Genomic DNA, 22,030 nt, shown 5'->3' with positions numbered 1-22,030 from the left:
TATCCACCAACATTATGGCGAGAGTATGGCAGCGTTGTCCAACGCCAGGAGTTGTCTTATCAATCGGCTACGGGCAACATAGCGGCTTATTTTGGCCTGCTAGCGGAACCGCATGAGCGCAAACCACATTCCTGTCCAATTCAGCGATCGTAAGCGTCGTGCTGTTGACCGTCTGACGCGGCGACTGGTCACCTGCTGTGGCGTGGCGATCCTGCTATTGATGCTGCTGCTCTTCTGCTGGCTGATTGGCGTGGTATTACCGCTGTTTAATGCGCCGGGCCTGCAGATCGCGGCCAGCCAGCAACTCTGGGATCGTGCGCCAGCCTTAGCGATTGGCAATCAGGGGAAGGTCGGCTGGCGCATCAGCGAGCGCGGTGCAGCGCGTTTTATTCCGCTGGATGGTCAGCCTGCGGAACCGGCACTGGCGCTGACCCCGCCACCCGGGGAGATAGTGCGGAGTGCCGATGAGCAGACGCTACTGCTGAATATGCAGGGTGCGCTGACACTGATGCAGCCAACCGCCGACCAGCAGTGGCGTTTTCCGCTGGGCGATAAACCTTTTCATCTGCCTGATGGCGCAGTGACGAAGATGGCGCTGGCTACGCGCCATGCGGGTCAGTGGCGTATAGCCGCACTCACTGAGGCCGGACTCCGGGTGCTGACGCTTGGCACCGATCGCCAGGCCTCGGTTATCCCGCTGCCGCAACGCCAGCTGGATCTGCTGGCGCTCTCTCCGTCCGGCGATCTGCTCTACACCACCGAAGGCAATCTGCTGCGGGTCTGGCAACTTGACGATGACCGTGCACTATTGCGCGAAACGCACACCCTGCCGCAGCGGCCAAAAAGTCTGCATCTGCTGGTGGGCGGCACAAGCCTGCTGATCCAGGATGGCAGCGGCGTCACGCAGTGGTTTGCTATCGCCAGCGAACAGGGGCCGCGCCTGCAGCGCATTCGTACTTTTGCCAACAGCGACGGTGAGACCATTCTGGTGACGGAATCACAACGCCGCGTGTTTGCGACGCTCAGTAAACAGGGGATGCTGCGGCTGTTTGCCAGCAAGCAGGATGGCCCGATACTGCAGCGTCAGCTGGAACCTGGCATTGTGCAGGCGCAGTTTTCGCCACGTGGCGACAGCCTGCTGATTGAACGGGCGGGAAGCTGGCAGACCCTGCGGCTTGATAATCCGTGGCCGGACGTCACCTGGCGCAATTTCTGGCAAAAAATCTGGTATGAAAATTACCCCGGACCGGACTGGATCTGGCAATCGACCGCGGCGGGTGACAGTTATCAGGCCAAGTTCAGCCTGATGCCGATGGTGATGGGTACGCTGAAAGCGGCGAGTTTAGCGCTGCTGTTTGCCACACCGCTGGCGCTGGCGGCGGCGATGTACACCGCCTGGTTTATGGCGCCAGGCCTGCGACGCTGGGTTAAACCGGCCATTGAGATGATGGGCGCGCTGCCGAGCGTAGTGGTGGGGCTGATTGCCGGGATCTGGCTCGCGCCGCATATTGGTCAGGCGCTGGTGGGTGTGCTGCTGCTGCCGCTGACGCTGGCGGGCACGCTGCTGCTGTGCGGCGTATTCAGCGCGCGTTTACCGCCGCGCTGGCGTCAGCCGGGTCGTGAAGTGCTGATTCTGCTGCCGCTGTTGCTGCTGGTCACGCTGCTGACGCTGTGGCTGCCCACGCTGTTGATACCGGATGCGGGCGACTGGCTGCCGCATTACGAACAGCGCAATCTGCTGGTAGCCGCGCTGGCGATGGGCTTTGCGCTGGTACCGCTGATCTTTACCCTCTCTGAGGATGCGCTGTTCAGCGTGCCTGCTGCACTGGGGCAGGGCTCGCTGGCACTGGGCGCGACGCCGTGGCAAACCCTGACCCGCGTCGTGCTGCCGGGTGCTTCCGCCGGTATTTTTGCCGCTCTGATGATTGGTCTGGGGCGTGCCGTAGGAGAAACCATGATTTTGCTGATGGCGACCGGCAACACGCCGCAAAGTGAAGGTGGCCTGTTCAGCGGCCTGCGCGCACTGTCCGCCAATATCGCCATTGAGATGCCGGAAGCGGCGGCGGGGAGTGCCCATTATCGCGTGCTGTTTCTTAGCGCCCTGATGCTGCTGCTGTTTACGCTGGTGATCAACACGGTTGCCGAGCTGATCCGTCAGCGGCTGCGCCAGCGCTACAGCCAGCACGAGGAGCAGGCATGAAAGCGATGCAACAGAACGATCGCTGGCGCTGGCTAACCGCCGGTGCCGTAGCCGTCTGCCTGCTGGCCTTTACGCTACTGATTGGGTTACTGGCCTGGCAGGGTGTGCGCGCTTTCTGGCCGCAGCGCGTCGATCTCTACACGTTTAGCCAGCCTGAAGGGGGCGAGACGCGCCTGCTGGGTGAAACTCTGGAACATCAGCGGCGCTTTCCGGCCCCGGCAGATGAGCAGGGCAACAGCGGCGGACAGGTTAATCGTTATCTGATTAAAACCGGTAACCGTGACTGGGACGCACCCGATTTCCGGGTGGTTTACAGTCGCACGGCGGCGCAGGTCAGCCAGCCAGCGGACATCATGGTGCTGCAGCGCCGCAGCCACGGTCAGGCATACGGCTGGTTTGTCGGCCTGCGTGAGGATAATGAAGAGCTGACTGCGCAGGATCCCGATGCACTGCTGCATCAGCGGCTCGGACAGGTGCAGATGCTGGTGCGGCAGGCTAATCAGATTCGCCGGGTCGATATGGCGCGCCTCAACAGCCAGCGTGAGCAGCTTGATGAGCAGGCGGCCACAAACCGTGCTGCCGGGCGCTTTGATTTGCAGGCCGAGTCAGAATATCAGGCCAATCAGGCCGCTTTGCAGCGCCGTTTTAATCAGCTGAGCGAGACACTGGCTTCGCTGCAACAGCAGAGTCAGCGCGATCTGTTAATCCTGCGGGATGTGCATGGCACCGAACATGCGATCCCGCTGACCGAAATCGTTGACAGCTGGAAGCCGAACGCGATGACGCTGACCGGCAAAACGCTGCATTTTCTGCATCAGCTGTGGCGTTTCGTCAGTGATTCACCCGCTGAAGGCGAGAGTGAATCCGGGGCGTTCCCGGCGATCTTTGGCACCGTGCTGATGGTGCTGCTGATGTCGGTGGTCGTGATGCCGCTGGGTGTCATCGCCGCCATCTGGCTGCATGAATATGCCGGACGCAATGCGCTGACCAGACTGGTGCGCATCGCGGTGGTCAATCTGGCAGGCGTTCCTTCAATCGTCTATGGCGTATTTGGTCTGGGCTTCTTTGTCTGGCTGGTGGGCGGCACGATAGACCAGCTCTTCTTCGCCAGCGCGCTGCCCAATCCCACCTTCGGGACACCTGGTTTGCTGTGGGCGTCGCTGACTCTGGCGTTACTAACGCTGCCGGTGGTGATTGTGGCGACCGAAGAGGGACTATCCCGCATTCCCAACAGCCTGCGGCAGGGGTCGCTGGCGCTGGGCGCGACTCAGGCGGAAACCCTGTGGAACGTGGTGCTGCCGATGGCGGTGCCTGCCATGCTGACCGGCCTGATTCTGGCGGTGGCGCGTGCCGCTGGTGAAACCGCGCCGCTGATGCTGGTTGGCGTGGTAAAAATGGTGCCGGAACTGCCCGTCGACGCGGTGTTTCCTTATCTGCATCTGGATCGCAAATTTATGCATCTGGGCTTCCAGATTTACGATCTGGCGTTTCAGAGTCCGAATATTGAAGCTGACCGGCCACTGGTGTTCGCCACCGCGCTGCTGCTGGTGCTGATTATTCTGTCGCTTAATCTGCTGGCGATGGGCCTGCGTCACCGTCTGCGTGAACGCTATCGCCTTATGACTCAATAACAGGCTATGACTATGACGTCCGACACGGATATCGCGCTGACCGTTAACCAGCTATCGCTGTGGTATGGCGAGCGCCAGGCGCTGCAGGCTATTTCGCTGCAGGTGCCGAAAAACAAGATTACCGCGCTGATTGGTCCCTCCGGCTGTGGCAAATCGACGCTGCTGCGCTGCTTTAATCGCATGAATGATGTGATTGATCATTGCCGGGTCGAGGGTGAGGTGTTGCTGGGATCGCAGCCGATCCTGCGACCTGAGCAGGATCTCTCGGCGCTGCGTCGTCGGGTCGGCATGGTGTTTCAGCGCCCCAATCCTTTTCCAAAATCGATCTATGAAAATGTGGTCTACGGGCTGCGTTTACAGGGTGTACGCGATCGGCGGGTGCTGAACGAAGCCTGTGAACGTGCGCTGCGCGCGGCGGCGCTGTGGAGTGAGGTCAAAGATCAGCTGTCACAGAATGCGCTGACGCTCTCTACCGGACAGCAGCAGCGGCTGGTGATTGCCCGCGCCATTGCGATTGAACCGGAAGTTCTGCTGCTGGATGAGCCGACCTCCGCGCTCGATCCCATCTCAACGCTGGTGATTGAAGAGCTGATGACTACGCTCAAGCAGCATTTCACACTGGTGCTGGTGACGCACAACATGCAGCAGGCTTCTCGCGTGTCAGATTACACCGCGTTTATGCATCAGGGCGCGTTAGTGGAGTTTGATGAGACTGACCGTATCTTTACCGCGCCAAAACAGCGACGGACCGAAGATTATATTACGGGGCGCTACGGTTAAGTCAGTAACGGGAGCAGAGCAGGTTGTTATGTCAGACGGCTCATAGGCTCCCTGAGTCTTTACCCCGACCGCCAGCACTTCAGGGAAAGCCCCGGCTTCCCCTGTCGGGTCAGTCGTTAGCATAACCCTGCGGCGGCAGCGGTTCGCCATCCAGCCAGGCCTTACCGTCACGCATCGCCAGACGACCCTCAACAAACCAGCCGATTACCATCGGATAGATGGCATGCTCCTGATGCTGCACCCGCTCCGTAATCTCCGCTTCGCTGTCGCCGGGAAATACCGGGACTTTTGCCTGCAGGATCACCGGACCCCCATCCAGCTCGTCAGTGACGAAATGTACAGAGGTGCCATGTTCGCTATCGCCATTTTCCAGAGCCTGACGATGCGTATGCAGACCCGGATATTTCGGCAACAGGGAAGGGTGGATATTCAGCAGGCGATCGTGAAAATGGGCCACGAACGCGCTGCTGAGAATGCGCATATATCCTGCCAGCACAATCAGGTCTGGACTGTAGGCTTCGATTTCAGCGATGAGCTGGCGATCGAAGGCTTCGCGGTCAGTGAAGTCGCTGGCGGCAAGCGAGTGGGCGGGAATCCCTGCCTCCTGCGCCCGCGTAAGGCCATAAGCGGCGGCGCGGTTGCTGAACACGGCAGCCACGCTGCCGTGAATCCGCCCGCTTGCACAGGCGTCAAGGATGGACTGAAGGTTACTTCCGTTGCCGGAAATCAGTACAACCAGCTTTTTCATCCGTTGATGACCACACGCTCTTCGGCATCAGACGCTTTAATTACGCCGAGCTTCCAGGCTTTCTCGCCCGCAGCCTGCATCAGCGCAATCGCGTTGTCCGCGTCTGCCGGACTCAGGGCGATGATCATGCCGACGCCGCAGTTAAAGGTGCGGTACATCTCGAAACGGCTGACGTTGCCTGCCTGCTGTAACCAGCTGAAGACGGCCGGCCACTGCCAGCTCTTCTCGTCGATGACGGCCTGAGTGTTGTCGGGCAGCACGCGCGGAATATTCTCCCAGAAGCCGCCGCCGGTCAGGTGTGCGATAGCGTGCACATCGACCTGCTCAATCAGGCTCAGGATATTTTTCACGTAGATGCGGGTCGGTTCCAGCAGATGATCGGCCAGCGGTTTGCCTTCCAGCTGTTCAGCCAGCGGATCGGTGTTGCTGACTTCCAGAATCTTACGCACCAGCGAATAGCCGTTGGAGTGCGGGCCGCTGGAGCCGAGGGCGATAAGTACGTCGCCATCCTGCACCTTGCTGCCATCAATGATCTCTGACTTTTCCACCACGCCAACACAGAAACCGGCCACATCGTAATCTTCGCCGTGATACATGCCTGGCATCTCAGCGGTTTCACCGCCCACCAGCGCACAACCCGACTGCAGACAACCTTCGGCGATGCCGGTGATCACCGCAGAGGCGGTATCCACATCCAGTTTGCCGGTAGCGTAGTAGTCGAGGAAGAAGAGGGGCTCGGCGCCCTGTACCACCAGGTCGTTGACACACATCGCCACCAGGTCAACACCAATGGCATCGTGACGTTTGAGATCCATCGCCAGACGCAGCTTGGTGCCAACGCCATCGGTGCCTGAGACCAGCACCGGTTCACGGTATTTCTGCGGCAGCGCGCAAAGCGCACCAAAACCGCCCAGTCCACCCATCACTTCCGGGCGACGCGTCTTTTTCACTACGCCTTTAATACGGTCAACCAGAGCGTTACCAGCATCAATATCAACACCGGCGTCTTTGTAACTGAGAGAGGTTTTGTCGGTCACTGCGAGGTCCCCACGCGAGTTGCGGTTGGTGGTTTAAAATAAAGCGCGGCAATTCTATCAGTGCAGGCAAACGTTTGCGAGTCCGGGATTGCGCATCGGGCGATTTTCATTAATCCTCTATTTGTCCCGGTAAAACCCGCGGCTTTGCGCAAGAGCAGGTGGCGCGGAGCGCAAAAGGCGGTATAATCCCGCGATTTTTTTTAGCTCAACTCATTCCGGGAGAACACCAATGAAGATCGTGGAAGTCAGACACCCGCTGGTCAAACATAAACTGGGCTTGATGCGTGAGCATGATATCAGTACAAAGCGTTTTCGCGAGCTGGCGTCTGAAGTGGGCAGCCTGCTGACCTACGAAGCGACCGCCGATCTGGAAACAGAGCGCGTAACCATTGAGGGCTGGAACGGCCCGGTAGAGATCGATCAGATCAAAGGCAAAAAAATCACGGTGGTGCCGATTCTGCGTGCAGGCCTGGGCATGATGGAAGGGGTGCTGGAGCACGTTCCCAGCGCCCGTATCAGCGTGGTGGGTGTTTACCGTGATGAAGAGACACTGGAGCCGGTTCCCTATTTCCAGAAGCTGGTCTCTAACATCGAAGAGCGCCTGGCGCTGGTTGTCGATCCTATGCTGGCGACTGGCGGTTCCATGATCGCCACCATCGACCTGCTGAAGAAAGCGGGCTGCACCAGCATTAAAGTGCTGGTACTGGTTGCCGCACCAGAAGGGATTGCCGCGCTGGAGAAAGCGCATCCTGACGTTGAGCTTTACACCGCGTCAGTGGATCAGGGACTGAATGAGAAGGGTTACATCATTCCCGGGCTCGGCGATGCCGGGGACAAGATTTTCGGAACCAAATAAATCGCATAGCCGACCAGAGAGTCGGCTTTTTTTTGGCAAAAAAAAGATCCCCGAACGGGTTCGGTGTGGCTGCGAGGCTCACCGGCGTGCCTGCTGCTGTGCCAGAGGCGCGCGCCCTGGGGGATAAATAACACAAGGGGATAAATGATGACTCGTCGCGCCATTGGCGTCAGTGAACGACCGCCGTTACTGCAAACCATTCCACTCAGCCTGCAACACCTGTTCGCCATGTTTGGTGCCACGGTACTGGTACCGATTCTGTTCCACATCAACCCGGCGACGGTGCTGTTATTTAACGGCGTAGGCACGCTGATCTACCTCTTTATCTGTAAAGGCAAAATTCCCGCTTACCTCGGTTCCAGTTTTGCCTTTATCTCGCCAGTACTGCTATTGCTGCCGCTGGGGTATGAGGTCGCGCTGGGCGGATTTATCCTGTGCGGCGTGCTGTTCTGTCTGGTGGCGCTGATTGTCAAACGCGCGGGCACCGGCTGGCTCGATGTGATGTTTCCCCCGGCGGCGATGGGCGCGATTGTCGCCGTCATCGGTCTGGAGCTGGCAGGGGTAGCCGCTAATATGGCGGGTTTGCTGCCCGCGGAAGGCAGTGCGCCCGACAGAACAACCGTGCTGATTTCGCTGGTCACGCTGGCAGTGACGGTATTCGGTTCCGTGCTGTTTCGTGGCTTCCTGGCGATCATCCCGATTCTGGTCGGGGTGGTAGCGGGTTATCTGCTCTCTGCATTTATGGGCATTGTTGACTGGAGCGGCGTGATCAAAGCACCCTGGTTTGCGCTGCCAACTTTCTATACCCCGCGCTTTGAGTGGGTGGCGATGCTGACGATCCTGCCTGCGGCGCTGGTGGTGATTGCCGAGCATATCGGTCATCTGGTGGTCACCGCCAACATCGTAAAGAAAGATCTGATTCGCGACCCTGGCCTGCATCGTTCGATGTTCGCCAACGGCTTATCAACGGTCATCTCCGGCTTCTTTGGTTCAACGCCTAACACCACCTACGGCGAAAACATCGGTGTGATGGCAATTACCCGCGTCTACAGTACCTGGGTGATTGGCGGCGCGGCGATTCTGGCGATCCTGCTCTCCTGTGTCGGCAAACTGGCGGCGGTGATCCAGGCGATCCCGGTACCGGTAATGGGCGGCGTGTCGCTGCTGCTGTATGGCGTGATCGGCGCATCCGGTATTCGGGTGTTGATCGAGTCCAAAGTCGATTACAACAAAGCGCAAAATCTGATCCTGACCTCGGTGATCCTGATCATCGGCGTCAGCGGTGCGAAGGTGCATATCGGTGCTGCGGAGCTGAAAGGCATGGCGCTGGCGACAATCGTAGGGGTTGGATTAGCGCTGATCTTCCGTGTGATCTCACTGCTGCGTCCGGAAGAAGTGGTACTGGAGGCTGAAGAATCGCGCGAGCCGTGATCGCAGCAAGCCTGACAGGATCGGGGCAGGGACGCCCCATTCATCTCTTTCTGAAAACTGTGTTAGACTTCCCCCGATTTTTTGCTTGTTCTCTTGCTGAGGTGCTTCTGAACACGCCGGCACAATTGTCATTGCCACTCTATTTACCTGACGATGAAACCTTCTCCAGCTTCTGGCCGGGGGAAAACCCGTCGCTGATTGCCGCGCTGAAAGGCGCTCTCAACCAACAACATGGCAGCTATCTCTACTTCTGGTCACGCGAAGGCGGAGGGCGGAGCCATTTGCTGCACGCCGCGTGCGCCGAGATGTCAGCGCGCAGCGAAGCGGTCGGTTACGTTCCGCTGGATAAACGCACCTGGTTTGTACCGGAAGTACTGGAAGGGATGGAGCAGCTGTCACTGGTCTGCATCGATAACATCGAGTGCATTGCAGGCGAGCCTGAATGGGAAATGGCGATCTTCGATCTCTATAACCGTATTCTGGAAACCGGCAATACGCGCCTGTTTATTACCGGCGATCGTCCGCCACGCCAGCTTAATCTGCAATTGCCCGATCTCGCCTCGCGGCTGGACTGGGGGCAGATCTATCGCCTGCAGCCTCTCTCCGACGAAGACAAATTACAGGCGCTGCAACTGCGCGCCGGGTTACGCGGATTTGAGCTGCCGGAAGATGTGGGGCGCTTCCTGCTGAAGCGACTGGATCGTGAAATGCGCACCCTGTTTGATACGCTGGATCGGCTTGATCGCGCCTCGATCAGCGCCCAGCGTAAACTCACCATTCCGTTTGTGAAAGAGACACTCGGCCTTTAAAACAGGTCGAGCACCGCTTCGGGCGGACGCCCGATCCGCGCCTTGTCGCCATTGATCACTATCGGCCTTTCAATCAGCACCGGATGTTCCACCAGCGCATCCAGCAGTGCACTTTCGCTTTTGTCGCTGAGTGCCAGTTCGCTATAGATCGCCTCTTTAGTCCGCATCAACTGCTGTGCGCTCTGCATTCCCAGTTTCTGTAACAGGATTTGCAGTGTCTCGCGATCGGGCGGCGTTTGCAGATAGAGCACCACGTCCGGCTCTATCCCGCGGGCGTTCAGCAGCGCCAGCGTCTCGCGGCTCTTGCTGCAGCGCGGGTTGTGGTAAATCGTCACCATCTCAGACTCTCCTCTATTCGCAGCGTGAATGCTCAGCCTTTCTGATATTGCTTAAAGCGCTGTTGTAACTGGCGCAGCTGATCGATACGGGCATCGTAGCGCGCCTGTTTCAGGCTGCCGAGCGGCACCTGTGCGCTGGCGCTGCCAAGCGCGGTGATCGCCTGATCGAGCTGGCCATTCAGCGCCAGACTCTCTGCCCGCGCCGATAACTCTTCATCATTCAGTCCCTGCTGTGCAGACGCCTGGGCCAGCAAATCCCAGCCGTTGGGATCATCTTTATTAGCCCAGGTGTAGCGATTCAGAATGCGGCTGGCGTTGGCATACTGTTTCGCTTCAACGTAGGCATTGGCCAGGTTGAGCTGCACCACCGGGCTGTTTTTTGCACTGGTGGCGGCGCTGAGCAGGGCGATCGCCTGTTGTGGCTGATTCAGGCCGATATCGATGTCCGACATAAGATCCAGGAACCAGACGTTATTCGGCTGTTTCGCCAGCAGCGGCGTCATAATCCGCTTCGCATCGGCAAAGCTTTTCGCCTGCAAAAACTGTATGGCTTTGCCATATTGTGACGCCAGCTGCTCACGAGAATTGCCGCTGGCATACTGGCTCAGCAGTTCGTCGGTGAGCTGATTACGCCCGGTGGAGTACATGCCCAGTGAACGCACCTTTGCCAGATAGAAATCTTCTGTAGATTGCACCACCACCGGCCGCATCTGGTTAGCGCGGTTGCGGGCATCCGCCAGACGGCTGTCGGGCAGGGGATGCGTCAGCAGAATTTCAGGTGGCTTCGAGGAGAAGCGGCTCTGATCGGCCAGCTTCTGTAAAAAGTTCGGCATCGCCTGGGGATCAAACCCGGCGCGCTGCAGTACCTGAATTCCGATGCGGTCAGCTTCCTGCTCATTACCCTGGGTAAAACTGATAATCCCCTGCTGAGTTCCCGCCAGAGTGCCGGTCAGTGCTGCCATGCCCGCCTGCGGATTGGCCATCGCCAGCAGAATAGAGCCCAGCGCACCGACCCATGTCAGTGGCGCATTGCGCTTCTGATCTTCCATTGCGCGCGCCAGATGGCGCTGGGTAACGTGTGAGATCTCATGCGCCATTACTGATGCCAGCTGGCTTTCATTTTCGGTATAGCGGAACAGCGCTGAGTGCAGCACCACGTTGCCACCAAAAAAGGCAAAGGCGTTAAGCTCATCGTTCTGAATCAGAAAGAAGTGGAACGGGGTTTTCACTGAGTCGGCGTGCGACACCAGTCGCTGACCCAGCTGATTAATATACTGATTAAGCAGCGGATCGTTGATCAGCGGCGCACTGGCACGCAGCTGGCGCACATAAAAGTCGCCCATCTGCAGTTCCTGATTAATCGACAGCGTCGAACCGGCCGTAGTGCCAATATCGGGAAGTGAATCACTGACATCGGCGTAAGCAGGTGACAGAGTAGTGAAAATGAGCGTCGGAAGGAGCGCGGCGATCAGCGTTTTCTTTAACCGGTTCAACATGCCTTAATCCTGTAGAGAGGCCCTGAAAATGGACAGGTGCGCAGCGGGAATGTTCCATTTTTCGCAGATAACGACGGTTCGTGACTATCTTAACCAGAGCATCAAAAGAATGAAATGTCGTTTTCTGGCAAACGACCGACGTAATTTGTGCAAGATCACCCATTTTGACGAAAAAAACTGAACATCCTGCCAACTTAAACCGCGGTTAAACGAATAAAAACCGGCGGAGTATCGCCGGGTTTGTGAGCGGTTAAGTAACGCCTTATTCATTTATTCCCAATGCGCTTCGGCAGAATAAAGCAGAATCTGCTGCCGCGCAGATTTAGCCTGTGAGCGGATTTTTTTAAAGTTATGTAAATTCACTCAAAAAAACTGACTATGGCATGAGTTTTTCCAGGTCTACTCTGAAAAAATAGCCCTCTCTGAGCCGTGAATCTCCTCTTCGCCATTGATAAATTAAATCGTAGCTCCCGCCTTTATCCTGCTTATTCCAGCTACGCCTGGCTGTTATTTATTGCTGTTAATGTCACAGGAAGTGAAAAGAGCACAAAGAGTCAGGTCCATTCTGATTAAGAACTTTTTTTCCTCATAATGAAACTTTTCGATTAATACGGAAGGTGAATAATTTCAGCGGTTATCAGCCGCGCGCTGACCTGAATTTACGCAGGCGAGAATTATGCCTGCGCTGTGATATAGATAGCCGACCTGATTCAGTCCTGAATCTGCCAGCCATTATTTGCCGGAGAGAAGTGTTATGCGTTCAGTTGTTTCATACGCGTTAATCGCCATTATTGGCGGAGTCGTTGGCGCGGCTGTCACACAGAGTGGCGAGATTTATGACAAAGTGACACGCCATTTTGCAACCGAGCCACAGGAAGCTCCGGGATTCTGGAGCACACCAGCGATTGAAGGTTACGGCAAAATTCATTATGAGCCCGACGCCGCGTTTAAACCGGTGGCGGGCCTGAGCAATAAAATTGTTTTCCAGATTACCCGAAGCGATGGCGCGATGACCGCGCCCAATCTGGGACTGGAGCGTGTGGCGCGCGTGGTGAATTTATATATCGCCTCCGGCATTCCGGCCGATCAGCTGAAGTTTGTCGTTTCGGTCACCGGCGATGCGACGCCCGCCATGCTGGATAACGCCCATTTTAAAAAGTTTTATGGCATCGAAAATCCAAACCTGAAGCTGATTAATGAGCTGAATCAGGCGGGAGTGAAAGTCTCGGTCTGCGATCAGTCCGTGGCATTCCATCACTATCCCAATAACTGGATTGATAAATCTGTAGTCCATGCGCTTTCCAGTCCGACCACCGTATCAACCCTGCAAAACCAGGGATACGCGTGGCTGGCAATGTAATTAATGTTTTAAACGATCGGGAGAAGAGTTAATGCGTCCAGCAGCTTTAGTGGTGATGGCAGCCGTAGCGGGATTTATCGGAGGCAATGTTTTACAGTTGCCGGAATTATTCGATAAGGTCAGCGGAAAAATGGCGGATAATAAATCCGAACCTGCTGATTTCTGGAGTACGCCAGCGATTGAAGGCTACGGAAAAATACATTATGTCGATACGCCTGCATTTAAACCCGGCACGACAGCTGGCCTGAGTAATAAAATAGTATTCCAGATCAACCGCAGTGAAGGGGATATTCGTAAGCCGAATCTCGGTCTGGAGCGCGTAGCGCGCGTCACCAACCTCTATTATGCGGCAGGTGTGCCACTCGACCAGCTGAAATTTGTGGTGTCAATTAACGGCGACGCGGTTTCATCAGCGCTGAATAATGACCAGTTCAGCAAAGCCTACGGCGTCGATAACCCGAACCTGAAGCTGATCAGCGAGCTGAAAAAAGCGGGCGTTCAGGTCACTATCTGCGATCAGTCAGTGGCGTTTCATCAGCTTGAGCGCAACTGGATCGACCCGATGGTCACTCACACTATCTCCAGCGGCACCACCGTTGCGACCCTGGAAAACAGCGGTTACGCCTTCCTGATGCTTTAATTCCCCCACAGCGGCGTCACTGCCGCTGTCATCTGCCCGTCAAATTGCTGTGATGCCCCTGTCATAGAACGCCGCTAGTGTTGTCGCAATGAGATCGATCTCATCGACAATAAACGAGGCAGTCATGACCGATTTAATCAGCGTAGCCAGACTGGCAGGGGTCTCCCGCGCAACCGCTGCGCGCGCCTTTTCTGACCCTCATCTGCTAAAACCGGGCACGCTGCAAAAGGTGCTTGCCGCCTCGGAACAGATCGGTTTCCGCCCGAATCATATTGCCCGTCAGCTCCGCACCCAGCACTCCACCACGCTTGGCGTCCTGTTGCCTTCACTGCTCAATCCGGTTTTTGCCATGCAATTACAGGCGATGGAGCAGCAGGCTCGTCTGGCGGGATATGGGCTGCTGGTAGCAACCAGTGATTATCAGGCTGAGCGGGAAGCGGCCATTGTCGAACATATGCTGCACCAGCGTGTCGCCGGTCTGGTACTGACGGTGGCAGATGCCGACAGCAGTGCGCTGCTGCCGACACTGGCGGCGGCGAAGATGCCCTTCGTGCTGACCCACAACGTACCGCAACAGCACGAATGGCCCGCGCTGTGCGTAGATAACCGCAAAGCCATTGCCGAAGCGACCGCCCATCTGGTGTCACTGGGCCACCGCCACATCGTGATGGCTGCGGGCCCTATGCAGCAATCTGACCGCGCCCGTCTGCGCTATCTCGGCTACTGCGATGCCATGCAGCAGGCCGGTCTGACGCCGCAGGCGATGATTGAGATGCCCAGCCATATCCAGTCCGATTTCCATCTGTTGCTGCCGCTGATTAATGCACCTTCGCCGCTGACGGCGGTGATTTGCAGTAACGATCTGCTGGCTATCAGCCTGCTGGGCGCCGCTGCGCGTGCCGGCGTCAGCGTTCCGAATCAGCTCTCCGTGGTCGGCTTCGATGGCATTGAGCTGGGCGAACAGCTTTCACCTTCACTGGCCAGCGTGGTGCAGCCGATTGCGCTAATGGGCGCGCGCGCCATTGACCTGCTTCTGAATCCCGTCGGCGGTAAAACCCATCTGCTGGCTCATCATTTACGTCTCGGGGAGAGTGTCGCCCCGGCATTTCATGGCTCTTTTTCAGGGAAACATCATGTCACTCACCGTTAACTTCAAACCTATCGCCAGCGCTGCGCTGCTGGCCGGATGCACGCTTGCCTCATCGTGGGCGCAGGCGGCTGAAAATGCTATCTGCTACAACTGCCCGCCAGAGTGGGCCGACTGGGCGACACAGCTCCAGGCGATCGAAAAAACGACGGGCATTCATGTGCCGCAGGACAATAAAAATTCGGGTCAGGCGCTGGCGCAGCTGGTCGCCGAGAAAAGCAATCCGGTCGCCGACGTGGTCTATTACGGCGTCAGCTTCGGCATTCAGGCAGTCAGTGCAGACGTGGTCAGCGCTTACAAACCGGCAAACTGGGATCAGATCCCGGCAGGCATGAAAGATCCTGCTGGCAAGTGGGTAGCGCTGCACTCCGGTACCATGGGTTTTATGGTCAATGTTGATGCGCTGGGTGGCGCGCCGGTGCCGCGTTCCTGGGATGATCTGCTGAAGCCGGAATATAAAGGCATGGTGGGTTATCTTGATCCGGCCAGCGCCTTTGTGGGCTACGTTGCAGCCGTCGCGGTGAACCAGGCGAAAGGCGGCAGTCTTCATGACTTCACCCCGGCCATCAACTGGTTCAAAGCGCTGCAACGCAACCAGCCGATTGTGCCTAAGCAGACCGCCTATGCCCGGCTGATTTCAGGCGAAATCCCGATTCTGATCGACTACGACTTCAACGCCTATCGCGCCCGCTACAAAGATCACGCCAATGTGGAATTTGTGATCCCCAGCGAGGGGACGGTCACGGTGCCTTACGTCATCAGCCTGGTGAAAAATGCGCCGCATCCGGCCAACGGTAAGAAAGTGATCGATTTCGTGCTGTCAGATGCCGGTCAGGCGATCTGGGCTAATGCCTGGCTGCGTCCGGTCCGGGCGGGGGCGATGTCACCCGAAGCGAAGAAATATTTTCTGCCTGACAGCGACTATGCGCGCGCTCACACGGTTGATTATCAGCAAATGGCCGACGCGCAGAAGAGCTTCTCCGCCCGTTATCTGAGCGAGATCCGCTGATGTCACTCTCAGAGATCAATCCGTTTGCTGCTGGCGACTCAGTTCGCCACCGCCTTCGGCCGCTGGGGGCAAACTGGCCGTGGATGCTGCTGCCTGCGCTGCTGTTCTTTGCTGCCTTCTGGCTGTTGCCGTTTGCTCGTCTGTTGCAGATCGGTATGACGGAGGATCGCACGACTCACCACAGCGGCTACTGGACGGTAATCAGCCAGCCGCAATATCTGCAAAGCCTGCTGAATACCGTGCTGCTCTCGGCGGCGGTCACGCTGGTGACGCTGCTGATTGCTGCGGTGGTCGGCTGCTTTCTGGCACGGCAGCGCTTTACCGGGCGAGGCACGCTGCTGGCGCTGCTGACCTTTCCGCTGGCCTTTCCGGGCGTGGTGGTGGGATTTCTGATGGTCATGCTGGCGGGGCGTCAGGGTGTCCTGGCGCAACTCAGTCTCAGCCTGTTTCATGAGCGCTGGATCCTGGCCTATTCGCTTAGCGGCTTATTTATTGGCTATCTCTATTTTTCGCTGCCGCGCGCCATCGTGACGCTGGTGGCGGCCAGTGAAAAGCTGGACCGTTCGCTGGAAGAGGCCGCCCGATCGCTGGGTGCCAGCCAGTGGCGCATCATCATTGACGTCATCATTCCTGGGCTGAAACCGGCGCTGCTCTCCTGCGGCGCGCTCTGTTTCGCCACCAGCATGGGCGCCTTTGGCACCGCATTTACCCTTGGCACAGAGCTCGCGGTGCTGCCGCTGACCATTTATGGTGAGTTCACTAATTACGCCAACTTTGCCACCGCAGCGGCACTTTCGGTGGTGATGGGGGCGGTGGCCTGGCTGGCGCTGATGCTGGCGAACGGACTGGTTGCCCGCCGTAAGGAGAAGGCATGAAACGCCGGGGGCTGTTCTGGCTGCAGGTGGTGATCACCAGCCTCACCGCGCTGTTTATGATTGTGCCGGTTGTGCTCTCGATGCTGGCGGGCGTCACGCAGAACTATTTCACTGGCCTGCGCAGCGGCCTGACGCTGAAGTGGGTGGAACAGGTGTGGCAGATGTATGCCGACACCTTCTGGCTGTCGCTGCTGATCGCTGTGAGTTGTCTGGCGGTGACGGTTATTGCTGGCGTGCCAGCCGCCTGGGGCTTACTGAAATCACCGTCACGCTGGGCCAGCCGCATTGAGGAGTGCCTGATGCTGCCAGTCGCATTGCCGGGCCTGGCCACCGCACTGGGCATCATTCTGCTTTATGGTCAGTTCAGCGCGTTGCGCGACAGCTGGCTCTTCATCCTGATCGGCCATGTGCTCTTTACCTTGCCCTTTATGATCCGACCGGTGCTGTCGGTGATGCAGGCCATTGATCTGCCGCGCCTTGAAGAAGCCGCCGCCAGCCTGGGGGCGGGCTTCTGGCGCCGCTTCTTTACCGTGGTCGTCCCGAACTGCCGCAACGGCATTCTGGCGGGCGCATTTATGGTGATCACCCTGTCGGTGGGGGAGTTCAACATTACCTGGATGCTGCACACGCCACTGACCAAAACCCTGCCGGTCGGTCTGGCCGACAGCTACACCTCGATGCGGCTGGAAGTCGGGTCCGCCTATACCCTAATCTTTATTATGATGATTTTACCGCTGCTGCTGTTGCTCAACGCCTGTAATCACTGGCTGGAACGGCAATCTTCGCGGCAGCAGAGAGAGGAAACCGTATGAATGAGGCCGTCAACGTGACGCTGCGCCACTGCTCGCGTCGCTTTAATCAGCAGGTCGCGCTGCATCCGCTCGACCTGCAGGTTCACGCCGGTGAAACACTGGTATTGCTGGGGCCGTCAGGCTGTGGCAAAACCACGCTGCTGCGTATTATCAGCGGTCTGGATAGCAGCGATCCTCCGGGAGAGATCTGGTTTGACAAGCGTAACGTCACCGCGCTGCCGATTGAGAAACGCAACGTTGGCATGGTGTTTCAGAACTACGCGCTGTTCCCGACGCTCAACGTGGCGCAGAACGTCGCCTATGGTCTGAAGGTACAGGGCGTGCCACGTGCCGAGCGTGATGCGCGGGTCGCGGAGATGCTGGCACTGGTTGACCTGACACATCTGTCTCACCGGGCGATTGATAAATTGTCCGGCGGGCAGAAGCAGCGGGTGGCGCTGGCACGTGCGCTGGCTGCCCGGCCTAAAGTTCTGTTGTTCGATGAGCCGCTGGCAGCGCTTGACGCCAGGCTGCGCGATCGGCTGCGGCTGGAGATCGGCGCGCTGCTCAAGCGGCTGGCGATCACTGCGGTTTACGTCACCCACGATCAGCAGGAGGCGATGGCGCTGGGCGATCGCATCGCGGTGATGGAGCAGGGCCGTCTGGTGCAGCTCGATACTCCTCAGGGAATTTATCAGCGCCCGGCCTCCCGCTTTGTAGCGGATTTTGTGGGCGCCATAAACTGCATTGCGCACGATCCCGACGGTCATCCCCTGCGTTTTTGCCGCCCGGAAGATGTGCTGCTGGCCGACGACACCCGCTATGCCCAGCGCGGTGTGGTGGTGGGCAGTACGTTTCTTGGCGCCTCGCAGCGCTTACTGATCGATATCGGGCTGGATAACCCCATTCAGGTCGAGCGTCATGCCCGCGAAATCTGGCAGGCGGGACAGCGCATCAGCTGGTCGCTGACCCGCCAGGCCGCGCTGGAATTTAGTTGCTAAGGAGTCTGTTGTGTCTGTTCAACCCACGGTCATCGCGCAAATCAGCGATCTGCATATCAAGGCTTTTGGTCGTCTCTCTTATAAACAGGTCGATACCCATGCCGCTTTACTGCAGGTTATCGATACCCTTAACGCGCTGCAGCCGCGCCCCGATGTGGTGGTGATTACCGGCGACCTGGTCGATTTTGGCAGGCCGGAAGAGTACCAGTCGCTGCGCGAAGCCCTGCAGCGCCTCCAGTTGCCCTTTTATCTGATGGCGGGCAATCACGACGATCGCGAGGCACTGCGTGCTGCCTTCCCGGATCACACCTACCTGCAGGCGGGGCCGACCCTGAACTGGCAGCTTAGCGTGGGCGGCGTCAGGCTGCTGGCCCTGGACTCCAGCGTACCGCAACAGCCGTGGGGGGAGGTGGATGAGCAGCAGTTGCAATGGCTGGATCAGGCACTGCGCGAGGCCGCGGATCAGCCCACGCTGGTGATGCTGCATCATCCCCCTTTTGCCTGTGGCATTGCGCATATGGATCGGCAACGGTTACGCCATCCTGAGGCACTTGAGGCGATCATTGTCCGCCATCCGCAGGTTGAGCGGGTGCTTTGTGGTCATCTGCATCGCAGCCTGCAGACCCGCTTTGCCGGAACCCTGGCCTGTGTCGCACCCGGCGTGTCGCATCAGGTGGCTCTGGATCTGCACCCGGAGGGGCCGGCTCACTTTATTCTGGAGCCGCCCGGCTTTTTGCTCCATTGCTGGCAGCCAATGCAGGGAATGGTCACGCATCAGTGCGCGATTGGCCACTTTTCGGGACCCTGGCCATTTTACGATAGTCAGGGGTTAATCGATTAGTGCCAGCTAAATCTGTATTAAGCGGGGTGATATTTGTCTTAATGCTGCTCAAAAATGCCGACACAGTGTAGACTTAAGCCCGGCTATCAGGGCTTCTGGCACACATTAAAAAAATAATCAGGCATTCACGACATGACACTCTTCTCCGGGGCGGCGACGCCATGTTAAAGCTCTTTCGGCCCAAGGCCGACTTGCGCAATCTGATCGCCCTGCTGGTGATTGTCAGCATTGTTATCACGCTCGCGAATACGCTCTACGCCACCTGGCGGGTGCAGCGCCAGGTGCTGATTGACACCACGCTTGAGGCTAACCGGGCCTATGCCGCCAAGCTGGCCTCAACCAGTGAAATTTTCTTCCAGCTGGCGCAGTCACAGTTGCACTACAGCGCCAATCAGCTAAGCCGTGACTTTAATAATGAAGGGCTGCTGAATAGCGAAGTCAATCGTCTGCGTGAGCAGACTACCAGTTTCAACTCGGTTGCCGTGGTGGATGAGCAGGGCGCGATCAAAGCGATCTCGCCCGAATCCCTGACGCTGAAAGGGATGCGTGTCACCAGCGACGCCTCCCGCGAAGCGCTGACGCTGCGGCAGCCGATCATCAGTAAACCGACCCTTTCTGCAGCCAATAATCTGCTGGTGTTTGTCTCCTGGCCAATCTGGAGTCCCGATGGCGACTATCTGGGCTACATCGGCGGCACGATCTATCTGAAGAAAAAAAGCATTCTGAATGCGCTACTGGGTGAACAATTCTACCGTGATGGCACTACGGTCTATGTGCTCGACAGTAATAATGAGGTGTTGTATCACCAGAATCGTCAGCTGATTGGTAAAGTTCTGCCCGCCATCGTCAGTCCGCGTGACGAGCAGACCAATGGCTCGCTGATGCTTGCGGGTGCAGGTGAGTCGACGCAGCTGGCGGGCTATGCCGTCGTGCCGACCACCGGCTGGACGGTGGTGGCGCTGAAGCCGATTAACGTCACGCTGAACCCGCTTTCAGGCCTGTTAATGAAAGTCCTGAAAAACTCGGTGCCGTTCGCGCTGCTGACCCTGCTGGTTGCGTTAGGGCTGGCACGGCTGATTGCCCGACCACTGTTCCAGCTGGCCCGCAAAGCCAGCCGTATGGATGCGCAGGGCGTATCAAAAGAGATTGGCGGCATCAGTGCCTGGTATTTTGAGGCGGCGCAGGTCAAGCGCGCGCTGCTCACCGGCATCGGACTGGTGCAGGACAAAATCGGTCGTCTGAGTTCGGAAGCCCAGACCGACCCCCTGACTCAGTTGCTGAATCGGCGTGGTCTTAATGCGGTACTGGAGTACTACCGTACGCTACGTCAGCCTTTCTCGGTGCTGGCGCTGGATATCGATCACTTTAAAAACGTCAACGATAGCTGGGGCCACGATGTGGGCGACCGGGTGATTCAGCAGGTAGCGAGCACGCTGCGTGCCAGCGCCCGTCAGTCTGATGTGGTGTGCCGCAACGGCGGAGAGGAGTTTCTGATGCTGCTGCCGGGAACGGCGCTGGATGAGGCGCAGATTATCGCCGAGCGCGTGCGACTGGGTATTGCAGAAGCCTGGCTCACCGACGTGGGACGCATTACCTTGTCTATCGGCGTCGCGGCCTGGAATGGTTCGCAGGATGTCGGGCTGGAAGGCAGTTTAAAACAGGCGGATGCGGCGCTCTATGAAGCGAAAAATGCCGGGCGCAACTGCGTTATCGTGGCCGCCGCGTAATCGCGTTAACTCACAGTGTTTCGCAACGGCAGGATAAAAATGGGTGGGGAAGGGGAAGCTAAGCAGGGCGCGGCGTTAAGGCTACCGCGCCCCTCAACATCAGGCTGACTTGACGTAATCCAGCACCATGTCGTGGTGATTCGAGGTCTTGAAGTTATCAAACACTTTTTCGATCCTGCCCTCAGCATCTATCAGGAAGCTGATGCGATGAATGCCGTCATAGGTTTTCCCCATAAACGTTTTTTCACCCCAGACGCCAAACGCCTGGCAGACTTCATGGTTTTCATCGGAGAGCAGGGTAAAGTTCAGCAGCTCTTTTTCGACAAACTTTGACAGTTTTTCCGGTTTGTCGGTGCTGATGCCCAGCACTTCCACACCCGCTTTTTTCAACTCATCCATGTTGTCACGCAGACCGCACGCCTGCACGGTGCAGCCTGGTGTCATCGCTTTCGGGTAAAAGTACACCAGAACGCGCTGTCCCTGGAAGTCGGTCAGATTCACGTGTTCGCCGTCCTGATCGGGCAGGCTAAATGCGGGTGCAGTATCTCCGGCTTTCAGTGGATTCATTACATCTCTCCATTTTCTTATTCAGGCTGTGGGTAATACACCATCCGGTCAGAAACGGCCAGAGGGAAAATTACCATCAGGGGGTATTTCACCACATAGCCGGTCACCTTTCAGTGGCAGTAATGTGGAGAAATAACTCCGGTTAATTGACCAAAGCTTAGCGTACCGCGCTGACAGATTCGCTGCTGTCGGCATCTGACACACTGTAAAGGCGCAGCGTTCCCTGAGCATTCAGCTCCTGACACAGGGTATTAAACGCCTGCTCAAACGGGGTGCCACTGGTTCGCGTCGGACTGTGAGCGGTCATTTGAATATAGAGCGTAGGGGGCAAATTGTGTTGCGCTGGCGTAATGCGCGAAACCAGTTCGGCCACATTCATCTGATGCTTATCGATAAGATCGGTAAAGCGTTCAATAATATGCGGCGAATCAGCCACCTCAACCTGAATGAACGCGGTATCGGGCATCGGCGGACGGAGCCGGGCATTGGTGCGCTTCATGACGATCAGCAGTTCGAGTTCTGCCCCTTTCAGTGGCAGGGTCGATTCAATCAGTGTGATCGCGTTCCAGCTGCCCGACAGCAGCATGATAAAGGTGAACTCATCCCCAAGCATGGCAAGACGGCTATCTTCAATATTGCAACCGCAGCTGCTGACGTGTCGGGTAATGGTGTTGACGATACCCGGACGGTCAACACCGAGCGCGGTGATCACCAGATGATGGGGCTGAGATTGCGGCAAAATGGCT

The 22,030-nt window shown here is 57.6% G+C and carries 21 protein-coding genes; 15 read left to right on the top strand and 6 right to left on the bottom strand.

From position 1 onward, the window contains the following. The first annotated feature begins 112 nt into the window (after nt 1-112). The 3 genes from HFD95_RS10150 to pstB are packed head-to-tail and all read left to right on the top strand — an operon-like array spanning nt 113 to nt 4,611. The gene (locus HFD95_RS10150) at nt 113-2,200 is read left to right on the top strand and encodes an ABC transporter permease subunit (protein ID WP_167430191.1); all 2,088 of its coding nucleotides are present in this window, start codon (nt 113-115) and stop codon (nt 2,198-2,200) included. After that, nucleotides 2,197-3,831 (top strand): phosphate ABC transporter permease PstA, encoded by a 1,635-nt coding sequence (gene pstA, locus HFD95_RS10145; protein WP_060680726.1) that lies wholly within the window; start codon nt 2,197-2,199, stop codon nt 3,829-3,831. The genes HFD95_RS10150 and pstA overlap by 4 nt, the downstream gene beginning before the upstream one ends. Before the next feature lie 12 nt (nt 3,832-3,843). Further along, nucleotides 3,844-4,611: a phosphate ABC transporter ATP-binding protein PstB gene (gene pstB, locus HFD95_RS10140; RefSeq protein WP_010260068.1), complete on the top strand. Its 768-nt coding sequence runs from the start codon at nt 3,844-3,846 to the stop codon at nt 4,609-4,611. Between the two features lie 109 nt (nt 4,612-4,720). Here pstB and purN read toward each other — a convergent pair whose 3' ends face one another. After that, nucleotides 4,721-5,359, bottom strand: coding sequence for a phosphoribosylglycinamide formyltransferase (gene purN / locus HFD95_RS10135; protein ID WP_033788088.1), 639 nt, complete (start codon nt 5,357-5,359; stop codon nt 4,721-4,723). Beyond that, nucleotides 5,356-6,396, bottom strand: a complete 1,041-nt coding sequence (gene purM / locus HFD95_RS10130) for a phosphoribosylformylglycinamidine cyclo-ligase (RefSeq protein WP_010671337.1) — start codon at nt 6,394-6,396, stop codon at nt 5,356-5,358. Before purM ends, purN begins: the two co-directional genes overlap by 4 nt. Nucleotides 6,397-6,625: 229 nt before the next feature. Here purM and upp point away from each other — a divergent pair, with 229 nt between their 5' ends. The 3 genes from upp to hda all read left to right on the top strand — a co-directional run bounded on the left by upp (nt 6,626) and on the right by hda (nt 9,492). After that, nucleotides 6,626-7,252, top strand: coding sequence for a uracil phosphoribosyltransferase (gene upp / locus HFD95_RS10125; RefSeq protein ID WP_009088774.1), 627 nt, complete (start codon nt 6,626-6,628; stop codon nt 7,250-7,252). A gap of 147 nt (nt 7,253-7,399) precedes the next feature. Next, nucleotides 7,400-8,683, top strand: coding sequence for a uracil permease (gene uraA / locus HFD95_RS10120; RefSeq protein ID WP_167430215.1), 1,284 nt, complete (start codon nt 7,400-7,402; stop codon nt 8,681-8,683). A gap of 107 nt (nt 8,684-8,790) precedes the next feature. Then, entirely contained in the window at nt 8,791-9,492 is a 702-nt protein-coding gene (gene hda / locus HFD95_RS10115) for a DnaA inactivator Hda (protein WP_195719715.1), read from the top strand. Here hda and arsC read toward each other — a convergent pair. Then, the gene (gene arsC, locus HFD95_RS10110; RefSeq protein WP_167430190.1) at nt 9,489-9,830 is read right to left on the bottom strand and encodes an arsenate reductase (glutaredoxin); all 342 of its coding nucleotides are present in this window, start codon (nt 9,828-9,830) and stop codon (nt 9,489-9,491) included. The genes hda and arsC overlap by 4 nt on opposite strands. 32 nt (nt 9,831-9,862) lie before the next feature. Then, on the bottom strand, nt 9,863-11,326 hold the full coding sequence (locus HFD95_RS10105; protein ID WP_010260049.1) for a M48 family metallopeptidase: 1,464 nt from the start codon (nt 11,324-11,326) through the stop codon (nt 9,863-9,865). Between the two features lie 754 nt (nt 11,327-12,080). Between HFD95_RS10105 and HFD95_RS10100 the strand changes: the two genes are divergently transcribed. The 9 genes from HFD95_RS10100 to HFD95_RS10060 all read left to right on the top strand — a co-directional run bounded on the left by HFD95_RS10100 (nt 12,081) and on the right by HFD95_RS10060 (nt 20,717). Further along, nucleotides 12,081-12,686 (top strand): DsrE family protein, encoded by a 606-nt coding sequence (locus HFD95_RS10100; protein ID WP_010671340.1) that lies wholly within the window; start codon nt 12,081-12,083, stop codon nt 12,684-12,686. A 31-nt stretch (nt 12,687-12,717) separates the two neighbouring features. Further along, nucleotides 12,718-13,326 (top strand): DsrE family protein, encoded by a 609-nt coding sequence (locus HFD95_RS10095; RefSeq protein WP_010671341.1) that lies wholly within the window; start codon nt 12,718-12,720, stop codon nt 13,324-13,326. Between the two features lie 124 nt (nt 13,327-13,450). After that, nucleotides 13,451-14,476 carry a LacI family DNA-binding transcriptional regulator gene (locus HFD95_RS10090; RefSeq protein ID WP_167430189.1) on the top strand — a complete coding sequence of 342 codons (1,026 nt, stop codon included), beginning with the start codon at nt 13,451-13,453 and terminating at the stop codon, nt 14,474-14,476. Continuing rightward, entirely contained in the window at nt 14,460-15,482 is a 1,023-nt protein-coding gene (locus HFD95_RS10085; RefSeq protein ID WP_033769710.1) for an ABC transporter substrate-binding protein, read from the top strand. Before HFD95_RS10090 ends, HFD95_RS10085 begins: the two co-directional genes overlap by 17 nt. Then, nucleotides 15,482-16,357, top strand: a complete 876-nt coding sequence (locus HFD95_RS10080; RefSeq protein ID WP_158131455.1) for an ABC transporter permease — start codon at nt 15,482-15,484, stop codon at nt 16,355-16,357. Before HFD95_RS10085 ends, HFD95_RS10080 begins: the two co-directional genes overlap by 1 nt. Beyond that, a complete protein-coding gene (locus HFD95_RS10075) occupies nt 16,354-17,169 on the top strand; it encodes an ABC transporter permease (RefSeq protein ID WP_010671345.1) in 816 nt (271 codons plus the stop codon). Before HFD95_RS10080 ends, HFD95_RS10075 begins: the two co-directional genes overlap by 4 nt. Then, entirely contained in the window at nt 17,166-18,149 is a 984-nt protein-coding gene (locus HFD95_RS10070; RefSeq protein WP_010260026.1) for an ABC transporter ATP-binding protein, read from the top strand. Before HFD95_RS10075 ends, HFD95_RS10070 begins: the two co-directional genes overlap by 4 nt. 10 nt (nt 18,150-18,159) lie before the next feature. Then, nucleotides 18,160-18,990: a phosphodiesterase gene (locus HFD95_RS10065; protein ID WP_167430188.1), complete on the top strand. Its 831-nt coding sequence runs from the start codon at nt 18,160-18,162 to the stop codon at nt 18,988-18,990. A 161-nt stretch (nt 18,991-19,151) separates the two neighbouring features. Further along, nucleotides 19,152-20,717 (top strand): sensor domain-containing diguanylate cyclase, encoded by a 1,566-nt coding sequence (locus HFD95_RS10060; protein WP_010260020.1) that lies wholly within the window; start codon nt 19,152-19,154, stop codon nt 20,715-20,717. 99 nt (nt 20,718-20,816) lie between these two features. Here the strand turns inward: HFD95_RS10060 and bcp are convergent, their stop codons facing one another. Together bcp and HFD95_RS10050 are read right to left on the bottom strand one after the other, a co-directional pair. After that, the gene (gene bcp / locus HFD95_RS10055; protein WP_010260016.1) at nt 20,817-21,284 is read right to left on the bottom strand and encodes a thioredoxin-dependent thiol peroxidase; all 468 of its coding nucleotides are present in this window, start codon (nt 21,282-21,284) and stop codon (nt 20,817-20,819) included. Between the two features lie 157 nt (nt 21,285-21,441). Continuing rightward, nucleotides 21,442-22,023, bottom strand: coding sequence for a glycine cleavage system transcriptional repressor (locus HFD95_RS10050; RefSeq protein WP_010260011.1), 582 nt, complete (start codon nt 22,021-22,023; stop codon nt 21,442-21,444). Nucleotides 22,024-22,030 lie beyond the last annotated feature (7 nt).

This window comes from Pantoea sp. EKM10T, assembly GCF_011800685.1.
Classification (GTDB): Bacteria; Pseudomonadota; Gammaproteobacteria; order Enterobacterales; family Enterobacteriaceae; genus Pantoea; species Pantoea agglomerans.
The sequence above is the reverse complement of the archived record's forward strand: the minus strand, read 5'-3'. Positions and strand labels throughout refer to the sequence as shown.

Bases quoted from the DNA above. Each gene is read 5' to 3' on its own strand.
- HFD95_RS10150 (WP_167430191.1), top strand. From the start codon at position 113: ATGAGCGCAAACCACATTCCTGTCCAATTCAGCGATCGTAAGCGTCGT.
- pstA (WP_060680726.1), top strand. From the start codon at position 2,197: ATGAAAGCGATGCAACAGAACGATCGCTGGCGCTGGCTAACCGCCGGT.
- pstB (WP_010260068.1), top strand. From the start codon at position 3,844: ATGACGTCCGACACGGATATCGCGCTGACCGTTAACCAGCTATCGCTG.
- purN (WP_033788088.1), bottom strand. From the start codon at position 5,359: ATGAAAAAGCTGGTTGTACTGATTTCCGGCAACGGAAGTAACCTTCAG.
- upp (WP_009088774.1), top strand. From the start codon at position 6,626: ATGAAGATCGTGGAAGTCAGACACCCGCTGGTCAAACATAAACTGGGC.
- uraA (WP_167430215.1), top strand. From the start codon at position 7,400: ATGACTCGTCGCGCCATTGGCGTCAGTGAACGACCGCCGTTACTGCAA.
- arsC (WP_167430190.1), bottom strand. From the start codon at position 9,830: ATGGTGACGATTTACCACAACCCGCGCTGCAGCAAGAGCCGCGAGACG.
- HFD95_RS10105 (WP_010260049.1), bottom strand. From the start codon at position 11,326: ATGTTGAACCGGTTAAAGAAAACGCTGATCGCCGCGCTCCTTCCGACG.
- HFD95_RS10100 (WP_010671340.1), top strand. From the start codon at position 12,081: ATGCGTTCAGTTGTTTCATACGCGTTAATCGCCATTATTGGCGGAGTC.
- HFD95_RS10095 (WP_010671341.1), top strand. From the start codon at position 12,718: ATGCGTCCAGCAGCTTTAGTGGTGATGGCAGCCGTAGCGGGATTTATC.
- HFD95_RS10090 (WP_167430189.1), top strand. From the start codon at position 13,451: ATGACCGATTTAATCAGCGTAGCCAGACTGGCAGGGGTCTCCCGCGCA.
- HFD95_RS10085 (WP_033769710.1), top strand. From the start codon at position 14,460: ATGTCACTCACCGTTAACTTCAAACCTATCGCCAGCGCTGCGCTGCTG.
- HFD95_RS10080 (WP_158131455.1), top strand. From the start codon at position 15,482: ATGTCACTCTCAGAGATCAATCCGTTTGCTGCTGGCGACTCAGTTCGC.
- HFD95_RS10075 (WP_010671345.1), top strand. From the start codon at position 16,354: ATGAAACGCCGGGGGCTGTTCTGGCTGCAGGTGGTGATCACCAGCCTC.
- HFD95_RS10070 (WP_010260026.1), top strand. From the start codon at position 17,166: ATGAATGAGGCCGTCAACGTGACGCTGCGCCACTGCTCGCGTCGCTTT.
- HFD95_RS10060 (WP_010260020.1), top strand. From the start codon at position 19,152: ATGTTAAAGCTCTTTCGGCCCAAGGCCGACTTGCGCAATCTGATCGCC.
- bcp (WP_010260016.1), bottom strand. From the start codon at position 21,284: ATGAATCCACTGAAAGCCGGAGATACTGCACCCGCATTTAGCCTGCCC.